This window comes from Streptomyces sp. NPDC049970 (genome assembly GCF_040660235.1).
Lineage (GTDB): Bacteria > Actinomycetota > Actinomycetes > Streptomycetales > Streptomycetaceae > Streptomyces.
The window spans coordinates 168,099-192,511 of sequence record NZ_JBFALP010000006.1 but is presented as its reverse complement, the minus strand read 5'-3'; the positions used below and the strand labels follow the sequence as shown (position 1 = coordinate 192,511).

Below are 24,413 nucleotides of genomic sequence, written 5' to 3'. Positions count from 1 at the left end.
GCCGGACGGGCACGCCACCACACCCCTCGGGGAGCTGATGACGGTCCGCCCCGCTCTCTGGCACCCGATGGCCGCGCGGGTACCCACCGGGTGCCGTGAACCCATCAGTACTTCGAACGCGCCCACGAGGGCGACCACTTCGGCCGGCACGCATGCGGCTGTCCTGATCAGCCGGTTCGCACGGCCAGCGCCAGGAACCGGTCGTCCTCATCGGTGTAGGAGTCCAGCCGCCACCCCGAATCCGCCAGCAGGGACGCGAGACGGGGCTCCGCCCGGAGATCGTCGTCCGAGAGTGCGCGTCCGTGCCGCGCGGCCAGGGCTGCCCTGCCGATGGGGTGGAACAGCGCCAGCCTGCCCCCCGTGCGCACCACCCGTGCCAGCTCGGCGAGCCCCCGGCCCGGGGACGGCAGATGCGAGATCAGCCCGGCGGCGAACACCCCGTCGAGGGATCCCGCACGCAGCGGCAGCCGTGAGACGTCCGCGAGGAGCAGCGTTCCGTTCGTCCCGCGCCCTGCCAGTAGCGCCGCTTCGAGCATGGCGGACGTCAGGTCGGCCCCGAGCACCTTGCCGCCCGGGCCGACGGTGGCGCGCAGGGACGGGAGCGCCCGTCCAGTGCCGCAGCCCGCGTCGAGCACCGTCCCACCCGGCCTCAGCCCGAGTTCACCGACGGCCGCGGCGTAGGCCGGTCCGTCGTCGGGGAAACGGCTGTCCCAGTCCGCCGCCCGAACGGAGAAGAAGTCCTGGATGTGTGCGTGGTCGTCGGCCATACGGACATGATCGCCCGGTCCGCAGCCGAACGAAACGACAGGAAGCTGTGCGCATGTCCGAACGCCGCCAGCCACAGGAGGAGGTGCGGCTCCGCACCTCCGCCTGTGGCGGCACGACCGCCGGGCCGCCGTTCCGCGCCTCGGCGGTCGTGCCGCGTTCTCCACCCCCTTCGCGGTGCCGGCCCTCGAGAAGCGCGCGCCGTCCGGCACGCCGCCGGCATCCGAACCCGCTCCGATCGCGACGCTGCACCGGAACAGCGGCAGCGGGCCCCGCCGACGACGGCCGAGGCGGCCGGGGCGGTGGCGCGAAGGGGCGCCCCGGGTACGGGGAGGTGCTTGCCCGCAGGGAAGCCGTGCGCGAGGCTTGCGTGGGACGCGGGGAACGTATGAACGGGGAGGACGAGCACATGGCACTGGACCGGAGACTTGACTGGCTCCTTGACGACCTCACCAGCAGGGTGGAGCAGATAGAGCATGCCCTCGTGCTCTCGAACGACGGCCTTGTGACCGGGGCCAGCACGAGCCTGGCCCGCGAGGACGCGGAGCATCTGGCGGCAGTCTCGTCGGGCCTGCAGAGCCTGGCCCGCGGGTCGGGACGCCACTTCGGGGCGGGGAAGGCCCGCCAGACCATGGTGGAGTTCGACGAGGCGATGCTCTTCGTGACGGCGGCGGGTGACGGAAGCTGCCTGTGCGTGCTGAGTGCCGCGGAGGCCGATGTCGGCCAGGTCGCCTACGAGATGACGCTGATGGTCAACCGGGTGGGTGAGCATCTCGGTGTGACGGTGCGGCAGGAGGCGGAGGTCATCAACAACGGGGCCTGACCTGCATCTTCAACGGGCTGTCCGGAGTTGTCCACAGGCTCGTGTGCGATGTTCCTTTCCCGACTACCGTGGTCACGCAGAGTATTCGACCTCACGGGGGAGGACGGTCATGACCGTCAAGGAAGTCGCCCGCACGCCCGCGGTGGACCAAGCGCGCCAGGTGTTCGTGTCAGCGGCGGGCGCGGCTGGGGAACTGGACCTGAAGCGAGGGGAATTCGATCTCGCCGTCCATCTGGGGCTTATCGCTACGGACGCGGCGGTAGGGAGCACCCGTCCGCGGGTCGCTCGACGGGAGATCGAGCGGCTGCGTGCGCTGCCGGGGTTTCCCGCGTCGCTGCGGGACAGGGTGCGAACCGCGGGCACGGCTGAGTGCGCCACCCTGCTCGGCGTCAGCCCCCTCCGCTTCACGGGGCTGGCCCGCGTCGGGTGCGTCTCACCGGTCGCGTTCCATCTGAACCGGTATCGGGCGGTGGTCTGGGTCTATCTGGTCGAGGAACTCCTCGCCTTCGCCGCGAAGGAACCCGACCTCGTCTCGGGCGGGAGCCCGGCGGGGATGCGGACCATGCTGGAGGCCGGCACGGACTGGCGTGCGCGTAACTGGCGTTCACGCAGGATCGACAGAGCGCTGAAGCGCACGAAGGACCCGTGGGCCCGCGCCGCGCTCCAGGCGTCCGCCCTGGACCCGGTGCAGATCGCGGAGTTGGTGGACGACCCGTACGAGCGGGCCCATCTGGCCCGGATGCAGCAGTCGCCGGTGTTCGGGCGCCCGGGCTCCGTGTCCGGCAGGGAGGTGATGGCGAGACTGATGCTCGCCGATGATCCGGACGAGATCCTCTGGCGCCGGGTGAACCTGATCTCGGAACTCGACATGGCTCGAGAGGTCAGCTCCGCACCGCGACCAGGTCGCGACCTCGTTCCCCGGCCGGTGCCGGTGCAGGCGGCGGTGCCAGTGCCCGGGGCGGAGCCGGTCGCCGGTCTCGTGACAGGGCGGACAGCGCTCGGAGCTGCGCCGGACGCGACCCGGCCTCAGTCGGAAGGGGCTGGGCCGGCCCTCGGCCGCCCGGGCCCGCGCAGCGGCGGTGGACGGAGGCTGCTGGCCTGGATCAGCCTGGGCAGGCCTGAGCGTAAAGGTCCCTAAACGGATTGCGGGAGGGCTGCCGGGCGGGGCATCTTGGCCCGCATGTTGATCAGAGAGGCCACCGGCCAGGACTGGGCCGCCATCTGGCCGTTCTTCCGTGACATCGTCGCGGCAGGCGAGACCTTCACCTTCCCTGCCGAACTGGCGGAGGAGCAGGCCCGGGACGAGGCCCAGGGGTGGTGGCTCCTGCCGGAGCCGGGCCGCACCGTCGTCGCGGTCGACGAAGCCGACGTCGTGCTCGGTACGGCCAAGATGAACCGGAACCACATGGGCAACGGCTCGCACATCGCCAGCGCCAGCTACATGGTCGCGCCCCGGTACTCCGGCAGGGGCGTGGGCCGGGCCCTGTGCGCGCACACCGTGGACTGGGCGCGGGCCGAGGGCTATCGGGCGATGCAGTTCAACGCCGTGGTGGAGACGAACGTGCACGCGGTACGGCTCTACCAATCCCTCGGCTTCGAGGTCATCGGAACCCTTCCCGAGGGTTTCAACCACCCGACCGACGGCTATGTGGGGCTCCACATCATGCACAAGAGGCTCTGAACCCCTCCACTGCCATAGGTGCGGCAGCAGCGGGTACGGGGTGTCGTGGGGCCCTCGGTCGCAGGGTGTCTTCCGGCCATCTTCGGACCGGCTCGGGAACGCGCCGCGGCAGGTGCCCGGCACGGTGCGCGGTCATGACGAACCATGACGGACCGCAAGTAATTGCCCCGCTCTCGCGCGGAGTCGGATTCCGCGGTGCCGCCGAGGGCGGGAGGGCAGGTGCGCCCCTCCGTCGAGCCCGCGGAATGCCAACGTCCGATTCTTGTGTGTCCGGCATGTCACAAGTAGCGGTGTTGTGGGTGTTGTTGAGGAGTCGGTGACGCCTGGGGCGGTTGCGCACCCGCTCGTGGAGGGCAGTACTGTGCGCCCCATCGCTATTCAGCGGTGAACTCATATGGAGGAAGAATCCATGACCATACCCAGGAGATCGTGGCAGGGCGCGGCAGCATTCGCGGCCGCCGCGGTTGTCGGCCTGGCAGGCGGGGTCATGACCGCCGCTCCGGCCGCAGCTCACACCCCCACCTGGGCCGTGACCTGCTCCGAGGTGACGCTCAACCTGACCGCCTACTCGGACAAGGTCGCCAACACGGTGACCGTTTCCGTGGTGGACGGCGACGATCTGCTCGCTACGACCGAGTTCGGCCGTAGCTTCAGCACGAAGACCCCGCTGCAGCTCCCCGAGCACAGCAAGGAACTGACCGTCCGCCTCGTCGTGAAGGCCGGCGACGGCGACAGGTACTCGGTCGACGAGACCAAGCAGGCCCCCGTCTGTGAGGGCAGCACCCCGTCGCCCGAGCCGACGCCCCCGAGCACCGAGCCGCCGGCCTCCGAGACGCCCGAGCCGAGCGCCACGCCGAGCGAGACGGCCACGGAGACCGCGCCCGCCCCGGCCAAGCCCAGCACCAGCGCGCCTGAGGACCTGGCCGAGACCGGTTCGTCGTCCGCGACGCCCGTCATCGGTGGGGCCGCTGTCGCGGTTCTGCTCGCCGGCGGTGGCATCCTGTGGTCCGTCCGCAAGCGCCGCACCGCGCAGCACTGACGTACTCCACGCGGCCCGACGGCGATCCACGCCGACGTGCCTGACAGGGGTGCACCGCATCGATTCCGATGCGGTGCACCCCTGTCGCGTACCGGCCACGACACGGCGCTACCGGTCATGGACCGGGAGACGGACCGATCTCGCACCAGACGGCCTTGCCCTCGCCCCGGGGTTCGATACCCCAGCGTTCGGCCACCGCGTCGAGGAGCAGCAGCCCCCGCCCCGAGGTCGAGGTCTCGCCAGGCGCGCGGCGCCGCGGCCAGACGCTCGAACGGTCCTGGACCGACAGCCGGATGCGGCGTACGGGCTCCGGCAGAACCTCCAGGGTGAGGACGGCCCCGCCCTCCGTATGGAGCAGCACATTGACCAGCAACTCGCCGGTGACCAGCTCCGCGTCGTCCGCCAGCCCGGCCAGGTCCCAGTCCGTCAGCGCCTGACGCACGATCGACCGGGCCTCCGAGAGCCCCTCGGGGTCCGCCTGATGGATGTACTGATGCAGCCGCGGAGCACGTGGCGAGCCCAGGTCCGGGCTGCGTCTCAGCACCAGGAGCGCCACGTCGTCCCCCGAACCCCAGCGTTCCCACAACCGGTCGGACAGATGGTCGGCCAGCGGCTCCGCACCATCGGGCCCCTCGCTCACCTCGTGGATCAGTGCCGCGACGCCCGAGTCGACATCGGCGCCCGGCTCCTCCACGAGCCCGTCCGTGTACAGGACCAGGGTCTCACCCGGCACCAGGTCGAGGCGGGTCTCCGGGAACTCCTCGTCCCAGAAGTCCGAGGAGATGCCCAGCGGCAGGCCCCCGCGTACCTGCGGCACACCGACGCGCCCGTCGGTGTGCCTGATCAGCGGCCCGAAGTGCCCGGCCCGCGCCACGCGCACCGCGCCCGTCGCGAGGTCCACCTGCGCGTACGTGCACGTCGCGAACCGGTCGGTGTCCAGCTCCGCCAGGAAGCGCGAGGCCCGGGCCAGCACGGTCGCCGGAGGATGCCCCTCGGCGGCGTACGCGCGCAACGCGATGCGCAGCTGGCCCATGATCGCGGCGGCGTGCGTGTCGTGCCCCTGGACGTCGCCGACCACGACGCCGTATCGGTTCCTGGGGAGCGTGATCACGTCGTACCAGTCGCCGCCGACCTCACGTCCGCTCCATGCCGCGTGGTAACGGACCGCGATCTCGCCGCCCTCGATCTCCTGGATACGGCGCGGGAGCATGGCCGACTGCAGTCCGGTGGCGAACTCGCGTTCCTCGTCGAACAGGATGGCCCTCTGAAGCGACTGCGCGACGATGGCGGCCAGCCCCAGGCAGAGAATCCTCTCGTCCTGGCTGAACACCGTGCGATCGCGGTAGAAGAGGGCGAGGCCGCCCAGCGGTCGGGCCTGGGCCACCAGCGGGAGATAGGCCGCGGCACGGAAGTTCAGCTCGCCTATGTGCGGTCGGAGCACCGGGTACCGCTGGATCAGCGAACCGAGCGAGGTGATGAACCGAGGGCGTCCGCTCAGGATCGTGTCGCCCAGGGGAAGCGCGGCGTCGAGATGCCCGGAGCCCAGGCCCTCCAGCACCTCCACCGAGTCGCCGCTCAGCGCGATGATCCTGAGCGCGGAATCGTCCACCAGGCCCAGCGCCAGCCCGTCCGCACCGATGCCGACCAGTCCGCCAGGGCCGGTGAGCGCAGCGGTGACGTCGTCCACCGTGACTGCCCGTGACAGCGCGTTCGTGGTGCTTTCGACGATGCTCGTCTGGCGCCTGCGCCGTTTTTCCAGATCCAGCACGAAGGCCGAATGGGTGAGCTCCGCGGTCGCGTCCCGCACGACACCGATGACGCGGTGCGCCCGGCCGTCCCCGTCCCGCAGAATCCTCGCCTGGGCGTGCGTCCACTGGAGGGTCCCGTCCTCCAGCGGCACCTGGAAGTGGATGCTGTACGAACTGCTCCCACTGGTGATCGCCTCTTCGATGGTGAGGTTGAGACGGGCGCGCTCCGCGGGGTCCAGCCGCTCGATCACGGTTGACGGCCGCGCGTCGAACGTCGCGGGATCCAAGCCGAAGACCATCAGCCCGGACTCGTCCATGTCGAGAGTCCTGGCGTCCAGGTCCCACTCGAAGCTGCCGGTGCGGTTCAGGGCGAGGCGTTCCGCGATTCCCGTCTCGCCGTTGTGGCGCCCGTCGAACCGCAGCCCGGACGCCGCGTCGTCTGCTCGCCGTGATGAGTCGGTCATGCGCGCTCCGGAGGTAGTCCGGCGGGGCTGCCGGACGGCGCGGCCCGTAGTTCTCAATTGTCGAGCCCGTGGTGCGGCAGTGCCACAGCGGTTTCACCGGAGACCCGGCGCGAGTGCCCCGCGGGGGCCGTCGCAGAATGGCACGCACAGACCGTCCACGGCTGACCGGAGCGCATACATGAACGACGACGAGCCCGTCCTGCTGCACACCGCGGGCCGTGTCCTGCACATCACCCTCAACCGCCCACGCGCCCTGAACGCTCTCACCCACACCATGGTGCGCGGCATCGACGAGGCGCTCACGCGGGCGGCCGGTGACGACGACGTCACCGCCGTCGTGATCGCGGGATCCGGCGACCGAGGCCTCTGCGCGGGCGGCGACATCCGGTCCATCTACGAGGACGCCCGTGCCGGCCGTCGCGCATCCGTGGACTTCTGGCGGGACGAGTACCGGCTGAACGCGCGGATCGCCGGGTTCCCCAAGCCCTACGTGGCGCTCATGGACGGCATCGTGATGGGCGGCGGGGTGGGGATCTCCGCCCACGGCGACGTACGTGTCGTCACCGAGCGGTCGCGCGTCGCCATGCCCGAGACCGGCATCGGCTTCGTGCCCGACGTCGGCGGCACCCGACTGCTGGCCGGGGCACCCGGTGAGCTCGGCACGCACCTGGCGCTCACGGGGAGGGCGGTCGGCGCCGCCGACGCGGTCCTGTGCGGACTGGCCGACCACTTCGTCCCCTCGCACCGCCTCACCGAGCTCACCGCCGCGCTGTCCCGGTGCGCCACCCCCACCGAGGTCACGGACACCGTGCGCCGGTTCACCACCGAGGCCCCGGAAGGGGAACTCGCGGGCCAGCGGGGATGGATCGACGAGTGCTATGCGGCGGACACGGTGGAGGAGGTCATCGACCGCCTGCTGGACAGCGGCCTGCCCGCCGCGAAGGAGGCCGTCACCACCCTCCAGGCGGTGTCACCCACCGCGCTCAAGGTGACCCTGGCCGCCCTACGCCGCGCCAGGCACCTGACCAGTCTCGAAGCCGTCCTCGACCAGGAGTTCCGCGTCTCCTGCCGCGCGTTCGACGGACCGGACCTGGTGGAGGGCGTCCGCGCTCGGATCGTCGACAAGGACCGCAACCCGCGGTGGAGCCCCGCGGAGCCCGGAGATGTCACCCCGGCCGACGTCGCCCGCTACTTCGAACCGCTCGGTGATCAGGAGCTCGGCCTGTCCGCACACTGACCCGCGGAACGCCCCGCAGCTCCGCCGCCCCGCAGGGGGCCGGTCCCGGTCGGCGCCGGACCTGCGGGGATGCTCGGCCGTGGGCCGCAGGGACCGGTGCGGGCGGGTGGTCAGCCGCGTACCGCCAGCCGGTCCTCCGCCCTGTCCCAGGCCGACGGGTCCCCCTGAGGGACGTAGTGACGCAGTTCCTGGGTGCGGGCGACCAGCCCCCGCATGTCCGCGAGCCCGCCGACCGACCCGTGGGCCCGCGCCTGGAGCAGTACGTTGCCGAGCGCTGTGGCCTCGGCGGGCCCCGCGGTGACGGGCAGCCCGGTCGCGTCGGCGGTCCACCGGCACAGCAACTCGTTGCGCGAGCCGCCGCCGACCAGATGGACCCGGGTCAGCTCCCGGCCCGCCAGACGCGCCGCCTCGCGCAGTGTCCTGCGATGCGCCAGAGCCAGACTCTCCAGCACGCACCGCACGTATCCGCCCGGGCCGTCGGGCAGATCCTGTCCGGTCCGGGTGAGCGCGGCGTCGATCCGCGACGGCATGTCACCCGGCGCGAGGAACGACGGATCGTCTGGGTCGATCACCGCGGCGAAGGGCCGGGCACGGGCCGCGGCCCCGAGGAGGTCGGACAACGACGTGGAGACACCGTCGCGTGCCCAGGAGCGCCGGCACTCCTCCAGCAGCCACATGCCCATGATGTTGCGCAGGTAGCGGACCGTCCCGTCGATCCCGCGCTCGTTGGTGAAGTTGGCCGCCCTCGATTCCTCCGTCAGTACCGGCGCGTCCAGTTCGAGGCCGGCCAACGACCAGGTGCCGCACGACACGTACGCGAACCCCGGCTCGGTGGCGGGTACCGCGGCGACCGCGGACGCGGTGTCGTGCGAAGCGACCGCGACCACCGGCGTGCCGGCCGGAAGTCCCGTCGGCCCGGCGACCTCGGGCAGCAGGGTCCCCGCGACGCAGCCCGGTTCGCGCAGTGGCGGAAACAGCGACCGGTCCAGCCCCAGCCGCCCGATCAGCGCATCCGACCAGGTGCCGGTCCTCGCGTCGAAAAGGCCGGTCGTGGACGCGTTCGTCACCTCCGCCCCCACCGTCCCGGTCAGCCAGTACACCAGCAGATCAGGCATCAGAAGCAGCGTCCTGGCCGTGTTCCACTGGGCGGTCGTCCGGTGTGCGGCCAACTGGAAGAGGGTGTTGAACGGCAGGTGCTGCAGTCCGGTGATCCCGTACAGTTCCCGCGCGCCGATGTCCGCGAGCACCCGCTCGGCCGCGGCGCCGCTGCGCCCGTCACGGTAGTGGTACGGGATCCCGAGGAGCGACCCGTCGGCGTCGAGGAGGCCGTAGTCGACCGCCCAGGTGTCGATGCCCACCGAGATGACCGGGCCCGTGCGCGCCGCGGCGCGCAAACCGTCCAGAACGCCCTGGTGGAGGGCGAGGACGTCCCAGCGCAGCCCGTCCGGGAGCCGGACCGGGGTGTTGGCGAAGCGGTGTGCCTCGGTCAGCACCAGATCGTCCGGTCCGACCCGGCCGGTGATCACCCGGCCGCTGGTCGCCCCGAGGTCCACCGCGGCGAACACCGGGTCGTTTCGTGAAGTCGCAGGCATGGAAGTCTCATCCGATCAGGGCGGAGCCGCGCCCCGGGAGCCCGCCCGACAGGCTCCCGGGGCGCGGCGGCACGTCAGGTGGTCAGCGCAGGAACGCCGCCGCCACACCGGCGTCGACGGGGATGTGGAGGCCGGTGGTGTGGGTGAGGTCTCCGCCCGTCAGAGCGAACACGGCGTTGGCGACGTGCTCCGGCAGCACCTCGCGCTTGAGGATCGTGCGCTGTGCGTAGAACTCGCCCAGTTCCTCCTCCTCGATGCCGTACGTCGCAGCGCGTTGCGCGCCCCATCCGGCCGCGAAGATTCCGGAACCCCGCACCACTCCGTCGGGGTTGACACCGTTGACCCGGATGCCGTGTTCACCCAACTCGGCCGCCAGCAACCTGACCTGGTGCGCCTGGTCCGCCTTGGTGGCCGAGTACGCGATGTTGTTCCGGCCCGCGAACACGGCGTTCTTGGACGCGATGTAGACGATGTCGCCGCCGAGGTCCTGCGCCCTCATGACCCGTGCGGCCTCGCGGGACACGAGGAAGGAACCGCGCGCCATGATGGCGTGCTGCACGTCCCAGTCCCGGGCTGTGGTCTCCAGGAGTGGCTTGGAGATGGAGATCCCGGCGTTGTTCACGACCAGGTCCACACCGCCGAACGCGAGGACCGCGGCCTTGAAGGCGCCGGTGATCTGGTCCTCGTCGGTGACGTCGACCGTCACGGCGACGGCCCTGTCCGGACCGCCGAGCTCCTCGGCCACGGCCGCGGCGGCACGGGCGTTCAGGTCGGCCACGACGACGCAGGCGCCCTCCGCGACGAGTCGGTGCGCGATGGCCCTGCCGATGCCCGACCCCGCGCCGGTCACGAGTGCCACCCGTGTGGCCAGCGCCTTCGGCTTCGGCATCCGGCGGAGCTTCGCCTCCTCCAGCTCCCAGTACTCGATGCGGAACTTCTCGGACTCCTCGATCGGGGCGTAGGCGGACACGGACTCGGCGCCCCGCATCACGTTGATCGCGTTGAGGTAGAACTCGCCGGCGACCCGGGCCGTCTGCTTGTCCTTGCCGTAGGAGAACATGCCGACACCGGGCACCAGCACGATCGCCGGGTCCGCTCCCCGCATCGCGGGTGACTCGGGTGCGGCATGGCGTTCGTAGTACGCGCGGTACGCCTCCCGGTACTCTCCGTGGAGCACCTCCAGCCTGGCCACCGCGTCCTCCAGCGGGGCGTCGGCCGGCAGGTCGAGGACGAGCGGGGTGACCTTCGTGCGGAGGAAGTGGTCCGGGCAGGACGTGCCTAGCGCGGCGAGCCGGGGGTGCTCGGCCCGCGACAGGAAGTCCAGTACGGGGGCCGTGTCGGTGAAGTGACCCACCTGCGGGCGGTCCGTGGACGCGAGCCCCCGGATCACCGGGGCGAGCGCCGCCGCCCGCTCGCGGCGCACCTGTTCGTCCAGGGCCTCCCGCCCGGCCAGTACGGGGCCGAACGGTTCGGTCCTGCCGTGCTCCTCGATGAAGCGCTCGGCGGTACGGATCATCCAGAGGGCGTTGCGCTCGCACTCCTCGGAGGTCCCGCCCCACGCCGTGATGCCATGGCCGCCCAGGATCACGCCGACGGCCTGCGGGTTGGCCTCCTTGACGGCGGCGATGTCGAGGCCGAGCTGGAAACCGGGGCGCCGCCAGCCGACCCAGGCCACCCTGTCACCGAAGCACTCGGCGGTCAGCTTCTCGCCGTTCGCGGCGCAGGCGAGCGCGATACCGGAATCCGGGTGCAGGTGGTCGACGTGTGCGGCCTCGACCAGCGCGTGCATCGCGGTGTCGATGGACGGGGCGGCACCGCCCTTTCCGTGCAGGCAGTAGTCGAACGCCTGGACCATCTCGTCCTCGCGGTCCACCCCCGGGTACACGTCCTTCAGCGCGCGGACCCGGTCCAGCCGGAGCACGGCGAGCCCGGCCTCTGTCAGCGTTCCGAGATCACCGCCCGAGCCCTTGACCCAGAGGAGTTCGGCCTCGCCGCCGGTGACGGGGTCTGTCTCCGTCGCCTTGGCCGAGGCGTTGCCCCCGGCGTAGTTCGTGTTGCGGGGATCGGAGCCGATCCGGTGGGCGCGCTCCAGGAGCGCGGCGACCTCGGCGTGCGTCGCGGACGTCATGAGGGTTCCTTCGGGAAGACGGGACGAGCGGCGAGTGCTTCGGAGGCGGGCAGGACGGTCTCAGGCGCCCCAGCCGGCCTGTGTGCCTCCGACGCGGTCGGCGGCGATGCGCTCCTGGTTGCCGGAGGCGAGATACGCCGCGAACGGGTCACGCGCCAGGCCGAGTTCCTCGCGGACCTCGGCGAGCAGCGGCCGCACATCGGTGTTGAACGCATCCATCAGCACGCCGTTGGAGGCGAGCACATCGCCGGAACGCTGCGCGGCGGCCAGCGCCTCGGCGTCGATCAGCAACGCCTTGGCGGTCGCCTCCTGGACGTTGGTGACCGAGCGGATGACGGCGGGGATCTTGGCCTCGATGTTGTGGCACTGGTCCAGCATGAAGTTGACGTTGGTCGAGGCGTCGAGGCCGCCGTTCTTGACCACCTCGTGCATGATCCGGAACAGCTGGAAGGGGTCCGCGGCGCCGGCCATGAGGTCGTCGTCGGCGTAGAAGCGGGAGTTGAAGTCGAAGGCGCCGAGTTTTCCCTCGCGCAGCAGGAAGGCGACGATGAACTCGATGTTGGTGCCGGGCGCGTGGTGTCCGGTGTCCACGACGACCTGCGCCTTCGGGCCGAGCTTCAGGCAGTGGGCGTACGAGGTGCCCCAGTCCGGGACGTCGGTGGTGTAGAAGGCGGGCTCGAAGAGCTTGTACTCCAACAGCATCCGCTGGTCGTCGCCCAGGCGTTCGTAGATCTCGGCGAGCGCCTCGGCCAGCCTGTCCTGGCGGCCCACGATGTCGTCCTGGCCCGGGTAGTTGGTGCCGTCCGAGAACCACAGCTTGAGGTCGGGGGAGCCGGTGGCGTCCATGATGTCGACGCACTCGAGCAGATGATCGGTCGCCTTCCGGCGGACCTTCGGGTCCGGATGGGTGACGGAGCCCAGCTTGTAGTCGTCGTCCTGGAAGACGTTGGAGTTGATCGCACCGATGCGCAGCCCCAGACCCTCGGCGTACCGGGTCAGCGCCGCGTAGTCCTCGACCCTGTCCCACGGGATGTGCAGCGAGACCTTCGGCGCCACTCCGGTGTGCGAATGAACCTGCGCCGCGTCCGCCAGCTTCTCGAACGGATCGCGAGGGACCCCGGGCTGGGCGAACACCTTGAATCGCGTCCCGGAGTTCCCGTAGCCCCAGGACGGCGTCTCGATGACCTGGGACCTCAGAGCTGCCTTGACGGCCGACACATCAGACATGAACACCTCGTAAGCAGAGTCATCCGGCGACCGCTCGGGATCGGGATGTGAATCGTTTCATCCGGAACGTACGCTAGGTTTGGGTGGTGTTGCTAGTCAAGCAGCCCATCAAGTTTCTTCTTTGATTTGAATCAATTCATCGCACCCGATCCGAGGCGGTCGGAGAATCCGTCCGGATTGACAGGTGACCAAAAGGTCACATATTTTGGATGTATGGATGCGGTGTTCAAAGCTCTGGCGGACCCGACGCGGCGAAGTCTTCTCGACGAGCTGTTCCGCGACGACGGGCAGACACTGGGTGCGCTGGAGGCCCGCTTCGACATCACGCGGTTCGCCGTGATGAAGCACCTCAAGCTGCTGGAGGCGGCGGGCCTCGTCGTCACACGACGGCGCGGCCGGGAGAAGCTCCACTTCCTGAACCCGGTGCCCATCCGGCTCGTCCACGACCGGTGGGTGAGCAAGTACGCGGAGCCCTGGACCGCCGGGCTCAGCGACCTCAAGAGCCGACTGGAGAGTCCCATGGAGAAGGTCTTCGAGATCTACATCCGTACCACTCCCGAACGCCTCTGGGAGGCGATCACCGATCCCGATATCAGAAGCAAGTACAACTTCGGCGCCCGCGTCACATCGGACTGGACCGAGGGGTCGAGCTTCGAGATGGGAGCCCCCGGCGCTCCGGGTCCGCTCGGCGAAGGCCGGAACCTGGAGGTCGACCCGCCCCGCAGGCTCGTCCAGAGCATGGTCGCGCTCTGGAGCGACGAGGTGAGGAGCGAGGGCTCCACCCGCATCACCTGGGAGATCGAGCCCGTCGGCGACTCCTGCCGGCTGACCGTCACCCACGACGAACTGCGCGAGGGCGCCAACGACGAGCTGTACGGTGGTTGGCCGATGATCCTCTCCGGCCTGAAGACATGGCTGGAGACGGGCGAACTGCTCACCACACCTGGTTCGTTGATGTACAGCGGCGAATAGGCGGAGGCCCGGCGCCGAGACCGGTCACGGGTGACGCACGGCCGGAACCCCGCCCCCATCCGGGAGCGGGGGGCCTTCCCAGGAACGCGCCCCGTCAGCGGTCGGAGCCGGACAGGGTCGGCCGAAGCTTCCGGACGAGATCGAAGAATTCGTCCTCGTTCCCGGCAAGGCCGGCACTCCGCAGGGCATCGTCCGCCTCCCGTATGGGCGAGGCGAGCAGCGGCATGTACAGCGGGGCATCGGCCGGGTCGGCGAGGGCGGCGCGTGTGGCGGCGAGTAAGCGGACGTACGCCTGGGCCGCGGCGATTTCGGCTTCGTGCATCTCAGCATCTCCCGGTCAGAGGTGTCGGACCGTCAAGCATCCCCCTTGGGTCCGACAACCCGCCCTTCCCGGCGTGGACAAGCCGCTCACACGCGAGCGACGGGCGGTGGCTCGACCTCCAGGAAGCGCCGTCGGCGCGGCCCCCGGTACAGCAGGGCCGTCCAGCCGAGTCGCCTCAGCACTTCGACGCAGCCGGCCAGTGCCTCCTCCTCGTCGTGGGCGACTCCGCTGCCCGGCGGACCGGCCCACTCCACGCGCACCGACCCGGGAACGCCGCTCTCGCACACGCGGTAGCCCGTGGCCGTCCGCTCCCCGGACGGTCCGACCGCCGAAGGGGGTATCCCGGAGGCCTCCAGCGCCAACGCCACGGCACGCACCGGCCGGTGACGCTCCCAATCCGCGGGCGCGCCTTCCGGTCCGGCGCATCCCCCGCCGGTCAGGCGTCTGATCTGGAGCAGCCCCTCGAACGCGGTGCGCAACTCCCCGGCACGTCCGCCCGGACATTCCCCCGCCGGTGCCGCAGGGCCGTCGCCGGTCGCGGGCTCGAACCCCCCTTGCTCCGCCCCGCTCATGTGCTGCCCCCTCCACCGATGCCGAGCCGATGCGGCCAAGTGTGCGCCCGGCCACTGACATCGCCACTCGTCACCGCTCCGGCGGTCGTGTCCCCGCCTTTGCCGGAAACCTGTCGAGTGCCGTCCGCGGCCCTGTCCGACCGGGCGCGCGGCTAAACTCACCGGGTTACCGCACCCACCGGAGGAACCACCCTCGTGTCCGACACAGACGACCCGTCCGCGGCACCTCTCGCCGACCGGGTGGCTCTGCGCGCCGACTGTGCCGACTGCTTCGGACTGTGCTGCGTCGCCCTCACCCTGACCGCGTCCGCGGACTTCGCGATCGACAAGGAGCCGGGCACCCCCTGCCCCAACCTCGCGGAGGACTTCCGCTGCGGGATCCACACCCGGCTGAGGCCGGAAGGCTTCTCCGGCTGCACCGTGTACGACTGCTTCGGTGCCGGCCAGAAGGTCTCCCAGGAGACCTACGCCGGCCGGGACTGGCGCTCGGCACCGGACGTCGCCCAGCAGATGTTCCAGGTGTTCCCGGTGATGAGGCAGCTTCACGAACTGCTCTGGTACCTGACCGAGGCCCTCGGCCTCCCCGCTGCCGCAACCCTGCACGCCGAGCTCCGCGTTGCCCGCAGCACCACCGAACGCCTCACCCGCCTTTCGGCCGACGAACTCGCCGAGCTGGATCTCTCCCCGCACCGCGACACGGTCGCTGTCCTGCTGAAGCGGGCCGGTGAACTCGAACGTGCCACCGTGCCCGGGCGCGGGAAGCGCGGTCGACGTGGTGCCGACCTCATCGGTGCCCGGCTCACCGGGGCGAACCTGCGCGGGGTCGACCTGCGCGGTGCGTATCTCATCGCGGCCGACCTCCGCGGCGCGGACCTCCGTAGCGCCGACCTCATCGGTGCGGACCTCCGTGACGCCGACCTGTCCGACGCCGACCTCACCGGGGCCCTCTACCTCACCCAGACCCAGGTGAACGCGGCGAAGGGGAACGCCGCCACCCGGCTGCCGCCCTCCCTGACCCGGCCCGCGAACTGGGCGGGCAGCGGGCTCCCTGCGGGCTGAGTACCGGCGTGACCAGACAGATCCCGGGGAAGCCGGTCCCGCAGGCCTCCACGGCGACGGCGTGCTGCCTGGCGACCCTCACGGCGACGGTGTGCGGAACGGCCCGACGTCCGGCGGTCCGTGTCGCGGCGCCGTACGTCCGACTCCGGCCGGACCTCGCGTCACCCACGAACCGGGTCCTCCGCCGTGCGGCCGTCCGACTCTCCGGTGTCCTGCTCCATGGCAGCCTTCAGCCGCTCCAGCGTCGTACGGATGTTTCCGCGCTGGAACTCCGCGAACGTGTGCCCCCGCGTCGCGACCCGGTCGAACGCGTTGGCGAGGAAGTCCGGCCACGACCGCCTGTTGTCCGTCCAGGTCTCCGTGACCCGTGTGGAGCCGTCGACCCCTTCGAAGCGGTACTCCCACAGGGCTATGGCCCCCGGGAGCCGCGGGCGTCGTGCCCCGATCGCGTGGACGCGGAACGCGAACCGCTCACCGGGGTCGGCGGCCGTGACCGTGCACCTCGTCGTCCAGCGGAAGGAACCGCGCTTGTTGCGGCCTTCGAAGACCATGCCGACATAGGCTCCGCGGCGCTCCCCGAGCACCCGTGCGCCCCTGTTCTCCGGACTCCAGCGACCCATCGCGGTGGGATCGCTGAGCTGTTCGTACACCACGGACGGCTCCGCCCGGATCAGGATGCTGTCCGACACTGACATGGTGCGGGGCATGGGGAGACTCCTGTCCTCGGCCGACCGGCGCGACCCGAGGGAAGCCGGACGGATCATCTGCGAACGCTCGGAGGCGCTGGTTTCGTTGGACAGTGTGTCCCACACGCACCACGGTCCAGGCACCGGACCTCGCAAGCCCGCACTGCCGGACGCCGCCGGGCCAGGTGTCAGGCACGCCACTCGGCGCCGCGCTCCGGCGACGCTTCGGCCAGCGCCACGGTGATGGCCTCGGCGTCGCCGCGGTTCCCGTACACGGGTGTACCGGGCTGCTGACGCCAGGAGTCGTCGAGGCCGCCGGCGTCGACGGTGTCGAAGCCCAGTTCGTCGATCAGGTCCCGCACCGTCCGCTTGGCCGCCAGGTCGTCACCCGCTACCGGTAGGGCCTGCCGGCCCGGGGCGCCGTGGGGGAGCGGCCTTTCCAGGATGTCCTGTGCGTACGTCCCGTTGAACGCCTTGATGACCGGGTGGCCGATGTGCTGCTCGGTCCACCTGCTCTCCGTCAGCCCGTCCTCGATCGCCGGGATCCGCCCGTCGCGCTGCGGGTAGTAGTTGCCCGTGTCGATGACCACGACGCCCTCTGCCGCACCGTCGAGGATGCCCGAGGGCAGGTCGGGCACCGACCCCAGCGGAACGGTCACCACGACGATCTCGGCATCGCGCGCCGCCTCCGTCGATGTGACCGGTGTGGCCCCCGTCTCCTCCGCCAGGGCCTTGAGGGTCTCGGGCCCGCGGGAGTTGGCGACCGCTACGTCGTGTCCCAGAGCGGTGAGACGCCGGGTCAGATTGCCGCCGATGTTGCCTGCCCCGATGATGCCGATCTTCATGGTCCTGGCCTTTCTGTTGCGGGTGCGAGACCTCGAGGTGTCTCGCCGGATCATCAACCGGCGACGGCCGGAGACTATTCCGTTCCGTGTCTGCCGAATCGATTCAGCGATCGTGCGGAGGATGAGAGGGCCGAGCAGGGGCACGTATGGAGCAGAAGAAGCGGAACAACTTTGCCCCATTTGGAGGTGGCGTTCGTGCTGCACGGCGTCGACGTCAGCTCGTATCAGACCGACTTCGACACGGACGGTCTGGACTTCGTCTTCGTCAAGGCGACGGAGGGCCGGACCTACGTCAATCCGAGACTGACGGGTCAGGTGAAGCGTGCCCGGGATGCCGGTTGCATCATCGGTTTCTATCATTTTCTCTGGCCCGGACACGCGAAGGAACAGGCCGCGCATTTCGTGGAGGGGACGCCGGAACGGGCCGGTGACCTCCTCGCCGTCGACTGGGAACAGACCGGCGACGGAACGCGTGCCGGCAGCGCCGACAAGGACCTCTTCATTCGTGAGGTGAAGAGACTGAGGCCGGATCGCCGCGTCCTGCTCTACTGCAACCGTTCCTTCTGGCGGACCCACGACACCAGTTCGTACGCCGGTGACGGGCTCTGGATCGCCGACTACGGCACGGCCGGCGAACCACGGATCGAGGCCGCCTGGCGTATTCACCAGTACACCGACCACCCGCTCGACAGGAACGTGGCCGACTTCCGCTCCAGGGAGGCGATGCGGGCCTGGGCGGGGGAGGCCTGAGAGCGGGACGCGCGTCAACGACGGCATCGTGGCCATCGGCCAGTGGAGTGTCCTTTGACAGCCACTGGTGCAGTGCGCAGGGAGATGACCTGCGCCGTGGCCTGGGGGAGTCCATTCTGGTCGCCGAGTCAGCAATCGGCCGTCGACCGAAGGAGTGCCGCAGTGACGACGAGGGGCCCCTCAGTATCGGTGGAAGCCGATGACGCCTACCAGGACGAACTGCCCGTACGGCGTCGGGAGCCGGGGAACGTGGTCATCAGGTGGCTGACCACCACCGACCACAAGACGATCGGCACGATGTACCTGATCACGTCGTTCGCGTTCTTCATCCTCGGCGGTGTGCTGGCTCTGGTGATGCGCGCCGAACTGGCCCGGCCCGGTATCCAGATCGTGTCGAACGAGCAGTACAACCAGGCGTTCACGATGCACGGCACGATCATGCTGCTGATGTTCGCGACGCCGCTGTTCGCCGGGTTCACGAACTGGATCATGCCGCTGCAGATCGGCGCGCCCGACGTGGCGTTCCCGCGGCTGAACATGTTCGCGTACTGGCTCTACCTCTTCGGCTCGCTCGTCGCCGTGGCCGGGTTCCTCACCCCGCAGGGTGCGGCCGACTTCGGATGGTTCGCCTACTCCCCGCTGTCGGACGTGGTCCGCTCGCCGGGTGTCGGCGCCGACATGTGGATCATGGGTCTGGCCTTCTCCGGCTTCGGCACGATCCTCGGTTCGGTCAACTTCATCACCACGATCGTCTGCATGCGCGCCCCCGGAATGACGATGTTCCGTATGCCGATCTTCGTGTGGAACGTCCTGCTGACCGCCGTCCTGGTACTGCTGGCGTTCCCGGTCCTGGCGGCCGCGCTCTTCGCGCTGGAGGCAGACCGCAAATTCGGTGCGCACGTATTCGACGCGGCGAACGGCGGAGCACTGCTCTGGCAGCACCTCTTCTGGTTCTTCGGCCATCCGGAGGTGTACATCATCGCGCTGCCGTTCTTCGGAATCGTCACCGAGATCATCCCGGTGTTCAGTCGCAAGCCGATTTTCGGCTACGTCGGCCTGATCAGTGCGACGATCGCGATCGCGGGTCTCTCGGTCACTGTCTGGGCGCACCACATGTACGTCACCGGCGGCGTGCTCCTGCCCTTCTTCTCCTTCATGACCTTCCTTATCGCGGTGCCGACCGGTGTGAAGTTCTTCAACTGGATCGGCACGATGTGGAAGGGTTCGCTGTCCTTCGAGACACCGATGCTCTGGTCGATCGGATTCCTGGTCACCTTCCTCTTCGGGGGTCTCACCGGCGTGATCCTCGCGTCACCTCCGATGGACTTCCACGTCTCCGACTCCTATTTCGTGGTGGCGCACTTCCACTACGTCGTCTTCGGCACTGTGGTCTTCGCGATGTTCGCCGGATTCCATTTCTGGTGGCCGAAGTTCACCGGCAAGATGCTGGACGAGCGGCTCGGGAAGATGACCTTCTGGACGCTGTTCGTGGGGTTCCACGGCACCTTCCTTGTGCAGCACTGGCTCGGCGCCGAGGGCATGCCGCGCCGTTACGCGGACTACCTCGCCGCCGACGGCTTCACAGGGCTGAACACGATCTCCTCCATCGCCTCGTTCCTGCTGGGCCTGTCCATGCTGCCCTTCCTCTACAACGTCTGGAAGACCGCCAAGTACGGCAGGAAGATCGAGGTCGACGACCCCTGGGGCTACGGTCGTTCGCTCGAATGGGCCACCTCCTGCCCGCCGCCGCGCCACAACTTCCTGACGCTTCCTCGGATCCGCTCCGAATCACCCGCGTTCGACCTGCACTACCCCTCGATCCAGGGCGTCCAGGAGGCGATGAACCGGCCCGCCGAATCCATCACGGTCGCGCCCGGGGACAAGCAGGCCTGAGGGCCGGGCTGCCCACGGGGCGGCCTTCGGACCCTCGTACGGATCGTTCCGGGCTCGCGCACCCGACGCGGGCCCGAGAAGAGGAGGACCGTGTGAAGCCGGACAAGGAGAGCGCGCGGGGCCTGGCCCAGGTCGAGGGCTACCTCCTCTGGAACGCCGAGGTCGAGGAGGCCGGCCGACAGGCCCGCAGCTTCACCGAGGCACTGCCCTGGCTCACCACCGCCCAGCGGGAGGACGTCGAGCGCGTCTACGTCACGTACAGGATGGCCGTCTGCCGGCAGACCCTCACGAAGATCGCCGACCGCGCGGTCGAACTCCGGGGCGAGTACACCGCTCGCTACGACCGGCTCAGAGTCCGGTGCGTGGCCCTGTCCGTGTTCACCGTCGGTGCGGTGGGCGGCAGCTGCGCCGTACTCACACTGATCAGCCGCTGACATCCGGCCTCGGGCGCCGCATCCGCACAGGGGCGCCCGACGTCAGTGTCGCAACAGGCAGAACGGATGCCCCGCGGGATCCGCGAAGATCCGCCAGCCACGGGAGTCGGGGCCACGGTCCAGCAACGTCGCCCCCATACCCAGTACCAGCTCTTCGGCGCGGTCCAGATCGGGGACACCGAAGTCGAGATGGAACTGCTGCGGCCTGGCGGGATCCGGCCACTGCGGCGGCAGGTGGTCCCTTACCCGCTGGAAGCAGAGGACGAACCCGCTCGGGGTGTGGACCGTCGACCAGTCCTCACCCAGGGTCCACCGCCTGTCGGGCTGGTCGGTTCTGCCGCCGAGCAACTCCGCGTAGAAACCGGCCAGCAGGGCCGTGTCGGGACAGTCGAGTACGACGCACTGCAACTCGGCGATCATGTACCGCATCCTAGGAGCGGCCGGAGCAGCAGGAGCGCGCGGGGAGCGGCCTCATTGTGCAGGGGCCGCCCGTGCCCGGTCGAGTTCGGACAGTCGGCGTACGAGCAGTTCCGCATGCGACGGGGGCAGCTCCGACGACGGACGGTCCAACTGCACCGCACATGCCGTCGTCGTGTCGATGAGCCGTTCCAACGCCTCCGCCACGCCTGCGGATCCGGCGGAGTGCCGTGCCACAGTCGGGAGTTCGGCCGCCGACAGCTCGATGACCGTACGCGCGGCAGCCAGTGACCGGTACGCGTCGCGGCGCAGAGCGCCCTTCCCTTCGTGGTCCTGGGGCGAGTCCAGTACGTGTCCGAGATAGCGGTGGGCCGCGCCCGCCGCCGTGTCGAGCGCGGCCCGCACGGAGTTGCCCCGGTTCCCCGGCAGCGGGATGTGCCCGACCAACAGGACGGTCGCGCAGGCGAGCAGGGACTCCACGACGCGCCCCCAGGTCGCAGCGGGTTCCCCGCCCAGCAGGACGAGGCAGAGCACGAGCACGGTGACGACGGCTGTCTGTACCGCGAAATGACGGGTCGCCACAGGAAGGAGCGCGCCGCAGAGCGCCACCGACGCGACCAGGGGGAGCGGTCCGGACAGCAGCAGGGCGAGCAGGCCGAACACCGCCGCGCCCGCGACGGTGCCCGCCGCCCGGCACACCACCCGGGAGGCCAGCGGCCCCAGATCGGGCTTGACGAGGAAAACCGTGGTGGCGGGCAGCCAGTACCAGTGTTCGTGATGCAGCAACTGGGCCACGACGGTGCTCGTCGCGCAGCACACCGCGACCCGCAGGCCGTACTCCCGCCCCGCGGCACTCCACGCCCGGCCGACGAGGGAGGGGACGGACTCACCCTTCGGTCTGCCCGAAGGCGCGGCGGCGGGATGGTCGAAGACCGTGGCGGCCCGCAGCAGCGCGTCGTCCAGAGCGCGCAGCCCGGCATCCGTCCGCGCCGGCGCCGGCACCGGTCCGCACGGCTCACCCGTGCGCACGGCGGCTGCCAGCCTGTGAGGTCCCTCCGCGATCCTGGCCGGCAGCGGGACGCCGGCCCAGGCCAGCGCGGTCGCGGCCTCGGCCAGCGGGAACGCCGCCGCGTACTGGGAGTGCAGTCGGCGTTCGGCGGCCGAACTCGCGTAGCGCCGCAGCCGCGGCCCCGCCAGCGCGTCCTGGGCGTGATCCAGCGCGGCGCTCAGCGCGGCCCGTTCGGCGAGGGCCCGGGGCCCGCCCGTCGCCCGCAGGAGCCGGGCCGCAGCCTCGTACACCGCTGCGACCGCCGCCCGTTCTCCGTCCAGCCGGTACGGTCCGTGGCCCAGCCCGCCGGGTGACGGCAGGAGCAGCCGGAGCAGGAGGAGCCAGCCGGCCCCGGCGAGAAACAGCAGCGCGCGCACCGGCCCCGGCTCCGGCAGGGGCATGCCCGCCCCGATGACCGTGGCGACCAGCACCTGGGTGCCGGACGCCGACGCGACGGGGCCGGTCGAGCTGAACGCGCCCGCCACCAGGCCCAGCAGACCGATCGTCAGCGGCAGGACGGCCAGGGACCTGCCGCTTCCCGCGGCGGCCGCGACCAGGGTGCCAAGCAGCAGTCCTGCCCCGCCTGCCACGGCGGGAAAGCCCAGCCGCGCGACCGAGGCACGACGGCTGCCCGGACGGTCGTTGATGCCTGCCAGCATCGCGCCGAGCGCCGCGGGAACCCCTGCGGTGGGCCGGTCCGCGAGTACCGCCACGAGCAGCGGTACGGCGGCCAGGGCCCCGCGCGTCACCGCGTTCCACGGGACGGGGCCGCGCTGGGTCCGCATGACGTGGGCCAGCCACGGAGGCAGCGCGAGGGGCGGACGAAGAGGTGGGGACACCGGTCTCCTGAGTGCGAGGGGAAGCGTCGTAACTGCCGGCGGACGCCTTCGGCCTGGGCACGCACCCAGGGTAGATCCCTCACGTGGAGCGGGCGCTACCCGCGCGTTTCCGGCGTATGACAGCCGGGCGGACCCGGGACGTCAGAGCGCCGCACCGAAGTTCTGCGTCCACACCGGGCCACCCGGCGAGTCCTCCCTGCCCACGCCGATCTCCTTGAAGTCGCAGTTGAGGATGTTCGCCCGGTGCCCCTCGCTGTTCATCCAGGCGTCCATCACCGACTCGGCGGTCTGCTGGCCCTTCGCGATGTTCTCGCCGTACGTGCTCCACCGGTAACCGGCTGCGGTGATGCGGGCGCCCGGGTCCGTGCCGTCCGGTGAGGTGTGGGAGAAGTAGTCCCGCGCCACCATGTCGGCGGAATGGCGGGACGCGGCCGTCGCCAGCTTGCTGTTGCCGCTCACCGAGGCGCAACCCGCCTTGGAGCGCTCGGCGTTGACCAGACCGATGACCTCGTCCGCGACGGACGGCGCCGACGGGGGCTTCGGGGCGGCAGCCGGTCTGGACGACGCAGTGCGCGGCTTCGGCGCCTTCTTCGGCGTGGGGGAGGCGCTGCGGCTCCTGGACGCCGACGGCGACGCGGACGCGGACGGCGACGGCGAGGCCGACGAGGGGGAGGGTGAGGGCGATGCCGAGGGGGACTCGGGCGGTGTCACCGGAGCGGACGGGCCGGCGAGAGGGGTGACGGCGGTCGCCGGTCCCTCGTCGCCGTCGTCGGTGTAGAGGTGGACGGCAGCTCCGCCGCCCCCCAGGACGCTGACCGCCACCAGTCCCGCGACAACGGTGGTGCGCCGGCGGCGCCGGGCACCGTCCCTGCGGCGTTCGGCGCGTCCCGGCCCGGATGCGGCGCCCGTAGCGGCCGCGGGAAGAAACGCCGTCGGCAGGAGATCGGTCCCGGAGCCACCGGCGGACGCGGCGACGGGTACCAGGGCGAGCCCGACCAGGAGTCCCTCCGCCGGAACCAGCCCCGACCGGTGCCCCGCGCAGACCGTGCACTCACGGGCGTGGCGGGCCAACCGCTTTCTCCAGAGGGCGGAGGGCACCCCGTCCCACCGCGCCGCCAGGTCCTCCAGCAGGACGCAGCGCGGGTCCGCGGTGAGCGCGCGGACCACGACCCGAGAGGCCTCCAGCCGCTCCTTCATCCGCTGGACCCGTACCGCGGTGTGCTGGGGCGACAGGTCGAGGGCGTCCGCGACCTCGGCCCTGGTCAGCTCGCCGGCCGTCTCCAGCCACCACAGCGACGCCAGCTCGCGGTCGTCGTCGTCCAGCCACCGGGTGGCTTCGGCCGCCTCGCGGCGCTGCCCGGTCAGGCCGAGCCGCACGATCGTCAGCTCGACGAAGTCGGCGGCGGGATCGACGACGTCGTAGGCGTCTCCCAGCGGGTCGGCGGATATGTCCCCGGTACCGCGCTGACGCCGGTAGCCGCGTATCTCGTTCATGGTGATCGCCACGAACCACGACCGGAAACTCTTCGGGGAGCGCAGCGACGGCAGCCCCCGGAGCATGCGCAGCACGCTGTCCTGAACGACGTCGTCGACGTCGGTGTGACCGTTCAACGCGCGGCCGACGATGTTGTAGACGAGCGGCAGGTAGGCCGCGACGAGCCGGTCCTGTGCCTCCGTATCGCCCTTCCGAGCAGCCTTGATCAACGCCGTCTCGCGTGCCTCGCCCATGCTGTGCTCACTCTTCCGGGGTCCTGTTCCGTCACTTCCCACACTCGGGAGACGCTGTGCGGCGGGGACGATAACAGGAATCCGGGCGCATGCTCGAGATCCGCTCCTGATTCCGTACGTCCCGAAGGCAGGGCACGGGCGCCG

The 24,413-nt window shown here is 70.5% G+C and carries 22 protein-coding genes; 10 read left to right on the top strand and 12 right to left on the bottom strand.

All coding sequences use genetic code 11. The features are described from left to right. Positions 1–167 precede the first annotated feature (167 nt). Entirely contained in the window at positions 168–767 is a 600-nt protein-coding gene (locus AB0I83_RS14240; RefSeq protein WP_363304768.1) for a methyltransferase domain-containing protein, read from the bottom strand. A 407-nt stretch (positions 768–1,174) separates the two neighbouring features. Between AB0I83_RS14240 and AB0I83_RS14235 the strand changes: the two genes are divergently transcribed. The 4 genes from AB0I83_RS14235 to AB0I83_RS14220 all read left to right on the top strand — a co-directional run bounded on the left by AB0I83_RS14235 (position 1,175) and on the right by AB0I83_RS14220 (position 4,308). Further along, complete coding sequence (locus AB0I83_RS14235) at positions 1,175–1,588, top strand: roadblock/LC7 domain-containing protein (protein WP_356530081.1); 414 nt, start codon at positions 1,175–1,177, stop codon at positions 1,586–1,588. 109 nt (positions 1,589–1,697) lie between these two features. Then, complete coding sequence (locus AB0I83_RS14230; RefSeq protein WP_363304767.1) at positions 1,698–2,726, top strand: DUF6397 family protein; 1,029 nt, start codon at positions 1,698–1,700, stop codon at positions 2,724–2,726. Between the two features lie 42 nt (positions 2,727–2,768). Then, positions 2,769–3,269 carry a GNAT family N-acetyltransferase gene (locus AB0I83_RS14225; RefSeq protein ID WP_363304766.1) on the top strand — a complete coding sequence of 167 codons (501 nt, stop codon included), beginning with the start codon at positions 2,769–2,771 and terminating at the stop codon, positions 3,267–3,269. A 409-nt stretch (positions 3,270–3,678) separates the two neighbouring features. Beyond that, positions 3,679–4,308 (top strand): LAETG motif-containing sortase-dependent surface protein, encoded by a 630-nt coding sequence (locus AB0I83_RS14220; protein ID WP_356529873.1) that lies wholly within the window; start codon positions 3,679–3,681, stop codon positions 4,306–4,308. Positions 4,309–4,423: 115 nt separating this feature from the next. Here the strand turns inward: AB0I83_RS14220 and AB0I83_RS14215 are convergent, their stop codons facing one another. Beyond that, on the bottom strand, positions 4,424–6,520 hold the full coding sequence (locus AB0I83_RS14215) for a SpoIIE family protein phosphatase (protein ID WP_363304765.1): 2,097 nt from the start codon (positions 6,518–6,520) through the stop codon (positions 4,424–4,426). Positions 6,521–6,698: 178 nt separating this feature from the next. Here AB0I83_RS14215 and AB0I83_RS14210 point away from each other — a divergent pair, with 178 nt between their 5' ends. Beyond that, positions 6,699–7,757, top strand: coding sequence for an enoyl-CoA hydratase/isomerase family protein (locus tag AB0I83_RS14210; protein ID WP_363304764.1), 1,059 nt, complete (start codon positions 6,699–6,701; stop codon positions 7,755–7,757). 110 nt (positions 7,758–7,867) lie between these two features. Here AB0I83_RS14210 and AB0I83_RS14205 read toward each other — a convergent pair whose 3' ends face one another. The 3 genes from AB0I83_RS14205 to rhaI form a co-directional block, all read right to left on the bottom strand. After that, positions 7,868–9,349, bottom strand: coding sequence for a rhamnulokinase family protein (locus AB0I83_RS14205; RefSeq protein WP_363304763.1), 1,482 nt, complete (start codon positions 9,347–9,349; stop codon positions 7,868–7,870). Between the two features lie 82 nt (positions 9,350–9,431). Further along, positions 9,432–11,477 carry a bifunctional aldolase/short-chain dehydrogenase gene (locus AB0I83_RS14200; RefSeq protein WP_363304762.1) on the bottom strand — a complete coding sequence of 682 codons (2,046 nt, stop codon included), beginning with the start codon at positions 11,475–11,477 and terminating at the stop codon, positions 9,432–9,434. A 60-nt stretch (positions 11,478–11,537) separates the two neighbouring features. Then, positions 11,538–12,704 carry an L-rhamnose isomerase gene (gene rhaI / locus AB0I83_RS14195; RefSeq protein ID WP_363304761.1) on the bottom strand — a complete coding sequence of 389 codons (1,167 nt, stop codon included), beginning with the start codon at positions 12,702–12,704 and terminating at the stop codon, positions 11,538–11,540. 213 nt (positions 12,705–12,917) lie between these two features. Between rhaI and AB0I83_RS14190 the strand changes: the two genes are divergently transcribed. Next, on the top strand, positions 12,918–13,676 hold the full coding sequence (locus AB0I83_RS14190; protein ID WP_363304760.1) for a metalloregulator ArsR/SmtB family transcription factor: 759 nt from the start codon (positions 12,918–12,920) through the stop codon (positions 13,674–13,676). Positions 13,677–13,770: 94 nt separating this feature from the next. Here AB0I83_RS14190 and AB0I83_RS14185 read toward each other — a convergent pair whose 3' ends face one another. After that, a complete protein-coding gene (locus tag AB0I83_RS14185; protein WP_363304759.1) occupies positions 13,771–13,998 on the bottom strand; it encodes a hypothetical protein in 228 nt (75 codons plus the stop codon). Positions 13,999–14,084: 86 nt separating this feature from the next. After that, positions 14,085–14,570, bottom strand: coding sequence for a hypothetical protein (locus tag AB0I83_RS14180; protein ID WP_363304758.1), 486 nt, complete (start codon positions 14,568–14,570; stop codon positions 14,085–14,087). Between the two features lie 195 nt (positions 14,571–14,765). Here AB0I83_RS14180 and AB0I83_RS14175 point away from each other — a divergent pair, with 195 nt between their 5' ends. Beyond that, a complete protein-coding gene (locus AB0I83_RS14175) occupies positions 14,766–15,629 on the top strand; it encodes a pentapeptide repeat-containing protein (RefSeq protein WP_363304757.1) in 864 nt (287 codons plus the stop codon). A 161-nt stretch (positions 15,630–15,790) separates the two neighbouring features. Here AB0I83_RS14175 and AB0I83_RS14170 read toward each other — a convergent pair whose 3' ends face one another. Together AB0I83_RS14170 and AB0I83_RS14165 are read right to left on the bottom strand one after the other, a co-directional pair. Further along, a complete protein-coding gene (locus tag AB0I83_RS14170; protein WP_363304756.1) occupies positions 15,791–16,336 on the bottom strand; it encodes an SRPBCC family protein in 546 nt (181 codons plus the stop codon). Positions 16,337–16,503: 167 nt separating this feature from the next. Next, positions 16,504–17,340 (bottom strand): NAD(P)-binding domain-containing protein, encoded by an 837-nt coding sequence (locus AB0I83_RS14165; protein ID WP_363304872.1) that lies wholly within the window; start codon positions 17,338–17,340, stop codon positions 16,504–16,506. 15 nt (positions 17,341–17,355) lie between these two features. Here AB0I83_RS14165 and AB0I83_RS14160 point away from each other — a divergent pair, with 15 nt between their 5' ends. The 3 genes from AB0I83_RS14160 (at position 17,356) to AB0I83_RS14150 (ending at position 20,237) form a co-directional block, all read left to right on the top strand. Then, positions 17,356–17,910: a glycoside hydrolase family 25 protein gene (locus AB0I83_RS14160; protein ID WP_363304755.1), complete on the top strand. Its 555-nt coding sequence runs from the start codon at positions 17,356–17,358 to the stop codon at positions 17,908–17,910. A 162-nt stretch (positions 17,911–18,072) separates the two neighbouring features. Continuing rightward, positions 18,073–19,803 (top strand): cytochrome c oxidase subunit I, encoded by a 1,731-nt coding sequence (gene ctaD / locus AB0I83_RS14155; RefSeq protein WP_363304754.1) that lies wholly within the window; start codon positions 18,073–18,075, stop codon positions 19,801–19,803. A 92-nt stretch (positions 19,804–19,895) separates the two neighbouring features. Then, positions 19,896–20,237, top strand: a complete 342-nt coding sequence (locus AB0I83_RS14150; RefSeq protein ID WP_363304753.1) for a hypothetical protein — start codon at positions 19,896–19,898, stop codon at positions 20,235–20,237. Positions 20,238–20,279: 42 nt separating this feature from the next. Here AB0I83_RS14150 and AB0I83_RS14145 read toward each other — a convergent pair whose 3' ends face one another. The 3 genes from AB0I83_RS14145 to AB0I83_RS14135 all read right to left on the bottom strand — a co-directional run bounded on the left by AB0I83_RS14145 (position 20,280) and on the right by AB0I83_RS14135 (position 24,269). Then, complete coding sequence (locus AB0I83_RS14145; RefSeq protein WP_363304752.1) at positions 20,280–20,657, bottom strand: VOC family protein; 378 nt, start codon at positions 20,655–20,657, stop codon at positions 20,280–20,282. A 51-nt stretch (positions 20,658–20,708) separates the two neighbouring features. Further along, positions 20,709–22,487, bottom strand: a complete 1,779-nt coding sequence (locus tag AB0I83_RS14140) for an FUSC family protein (RefSeq protein WP_363304871.1) — start codon at positions 22,485–22,487, stop codon at positions 20,709–20,711. A 195-nt stretch (positions 22,488–22,682) separates the two neighbouring features. After that, positions 22,683–24,269, bottom strand: coding sequence for a sigma-70 family RNA polymerase sigma factor (locus AB0I83_RS14135; RefSeq protein WP_363304751.1), 1,587 nt, complete (start codon positions 24,267–24,269; stop codon positions 22,683–22,685). Positions 24,270–24,413: the final 144 nt, after the last annotated feature.

What these genes read in the sequence shown, in the direction of transcription:
- AB0I83_RS14240 (WP_363304768.1), bottom strand. Translation starts at nt 767, where the DNA reads ATGGCCGACGACCACGCACACATCCAGGACTTCTTCTCCGTTCGGGCG.
- AB0I83_RS14235 (WP_356530081.1), top strand. Translation starts at nt 1,175, where the DNA reads ATGGCACTGGACCGGAGACTTGACTGGCTCCTTGACGACCTCACCAGC.
- AB0I83_RS14230 (WP_363304767.1), top strand. Translation starts at nt 1,698, where the DNA reads ATGACCGTCAAGGAAGTCGCCCGCACGCCCGCGGTGGACCAAGCGCGC.
- AB0I83_RS14225 (WP_363304766.1), top strand. Translation starts at nt 2,769, where the DNA reads ATGTTGATCAGAGAGGCCACCGGCCAGGACTGGGCCGCCATCTGGCCG.
- AB0I83_RS14220 (WP_356529873.1), top strand. Translation starts at nt 3,679, where the DNA reads ATGACCATACCCAGGAGATCGTGGCAGGGCGCGGCAGCATTCGCGGCC.
- AB0I83_RS14215 (WP_363304765.1), bottom strand. Translation starts at nt 6,520, where the DNA reads ATGACCGACTCATCACGGCGAGCAGACGACGCGGCGTCCGGGCTGCGG.
- AB0I83_RS14210 (WP_363304764.1), top strand. Translation starts at nt 6,699, where the DNA reads ATGAACGACGACGAGCCCGTCCTGCTGCACACCGCGGGCCGTGTCCTG.
- AB0I83_RS14205 (WP_363304763.1), bottom strand. Translation starts at nt 9,349, where the DNA reads ATGCCTGCGACTTCACGAAACGACCCGGTGTTCGCCGCGGTGGACCTC.
- AB0I83_RS14200 (WP_363304762.1), bottom strand. Translation starts at nt 11,477, where the DNA reads ATGACGTCCGCGACGCACGCCGAGGTCGCCGCGCTCCTGGAGCGCGCC.
- rhaI (WP_363304761.1), bottom strand. Translation starts at nt 12,704, where the DNA reads ATGTCTGATGTGTCGGCCGTCAAGGCAGCTCTGAGGTCCCAGGTCATC.
- AB0I83_RS14190 (WP_363304760.1), top strand. Translation starts at nt 12,918, where the DNA reads ATGGATGCGGTGTTCAAAGCTCTGGCGGACCCGACGCGGCGAAGTCTT.
- AB0I83_RS14185 (WP_363304759.1), bottom strand. Translation starts at nt 13,998, where the DNA reads ATGCACGAAGCCGAAATCGCCGCGGCCCAGGCGTACGTCCGCTTACTC.
- AB0I83_RS14180 (WP_363304758.1), bottom strand. Translation starts at nt 14,570, where the DNA reads ATGAGCGGGGCGGAGCAAGGGGGGTTCGAGCCCGCGACCGGCGACGGC.
- AB0I83_RS14170 (WP_363304756.1), bottom strand. Translation starts at nt 16,336, where the DNA reads ATGCCCCGCACCATGTCAGTGTCGGACAGCATCCTGATCCGGGCGGAG.
- AB0I83_RS14165 (WP_363304872.1), bottom strand. Translation starts at nt 17,340, where the DNA reads ATGGGGCAAAGTTGTTCCGCTTCTTCTGCTCCATACGTGCCCCTGCTC.
- AB0I83_RS14145 (WP_363304752.1), bottom strand. Translation starts at nt 20,657, where the DNA reads ATGATCGCCGAGTTGCAGTGCGTCGTACTCGACTGTCCCGACACGGCC.
- AB0I83_RS14140 (WP_363304871.1), bottom strand. Translation starts at nt 22,487, where the DNA reads ATGCGGACCCAGCGCGGCCCCGTCCCGTGGAACGCGGTGACGCGCGGG.
- AB0I83_RS14135 (WP_363304751.1), bottom strand. Translation starts at nt 24,269, where the DNA reads ATGGGCGAGGCACGCGAGACGGCGTTGATCAAGGCTGCTCGGAAGGGC.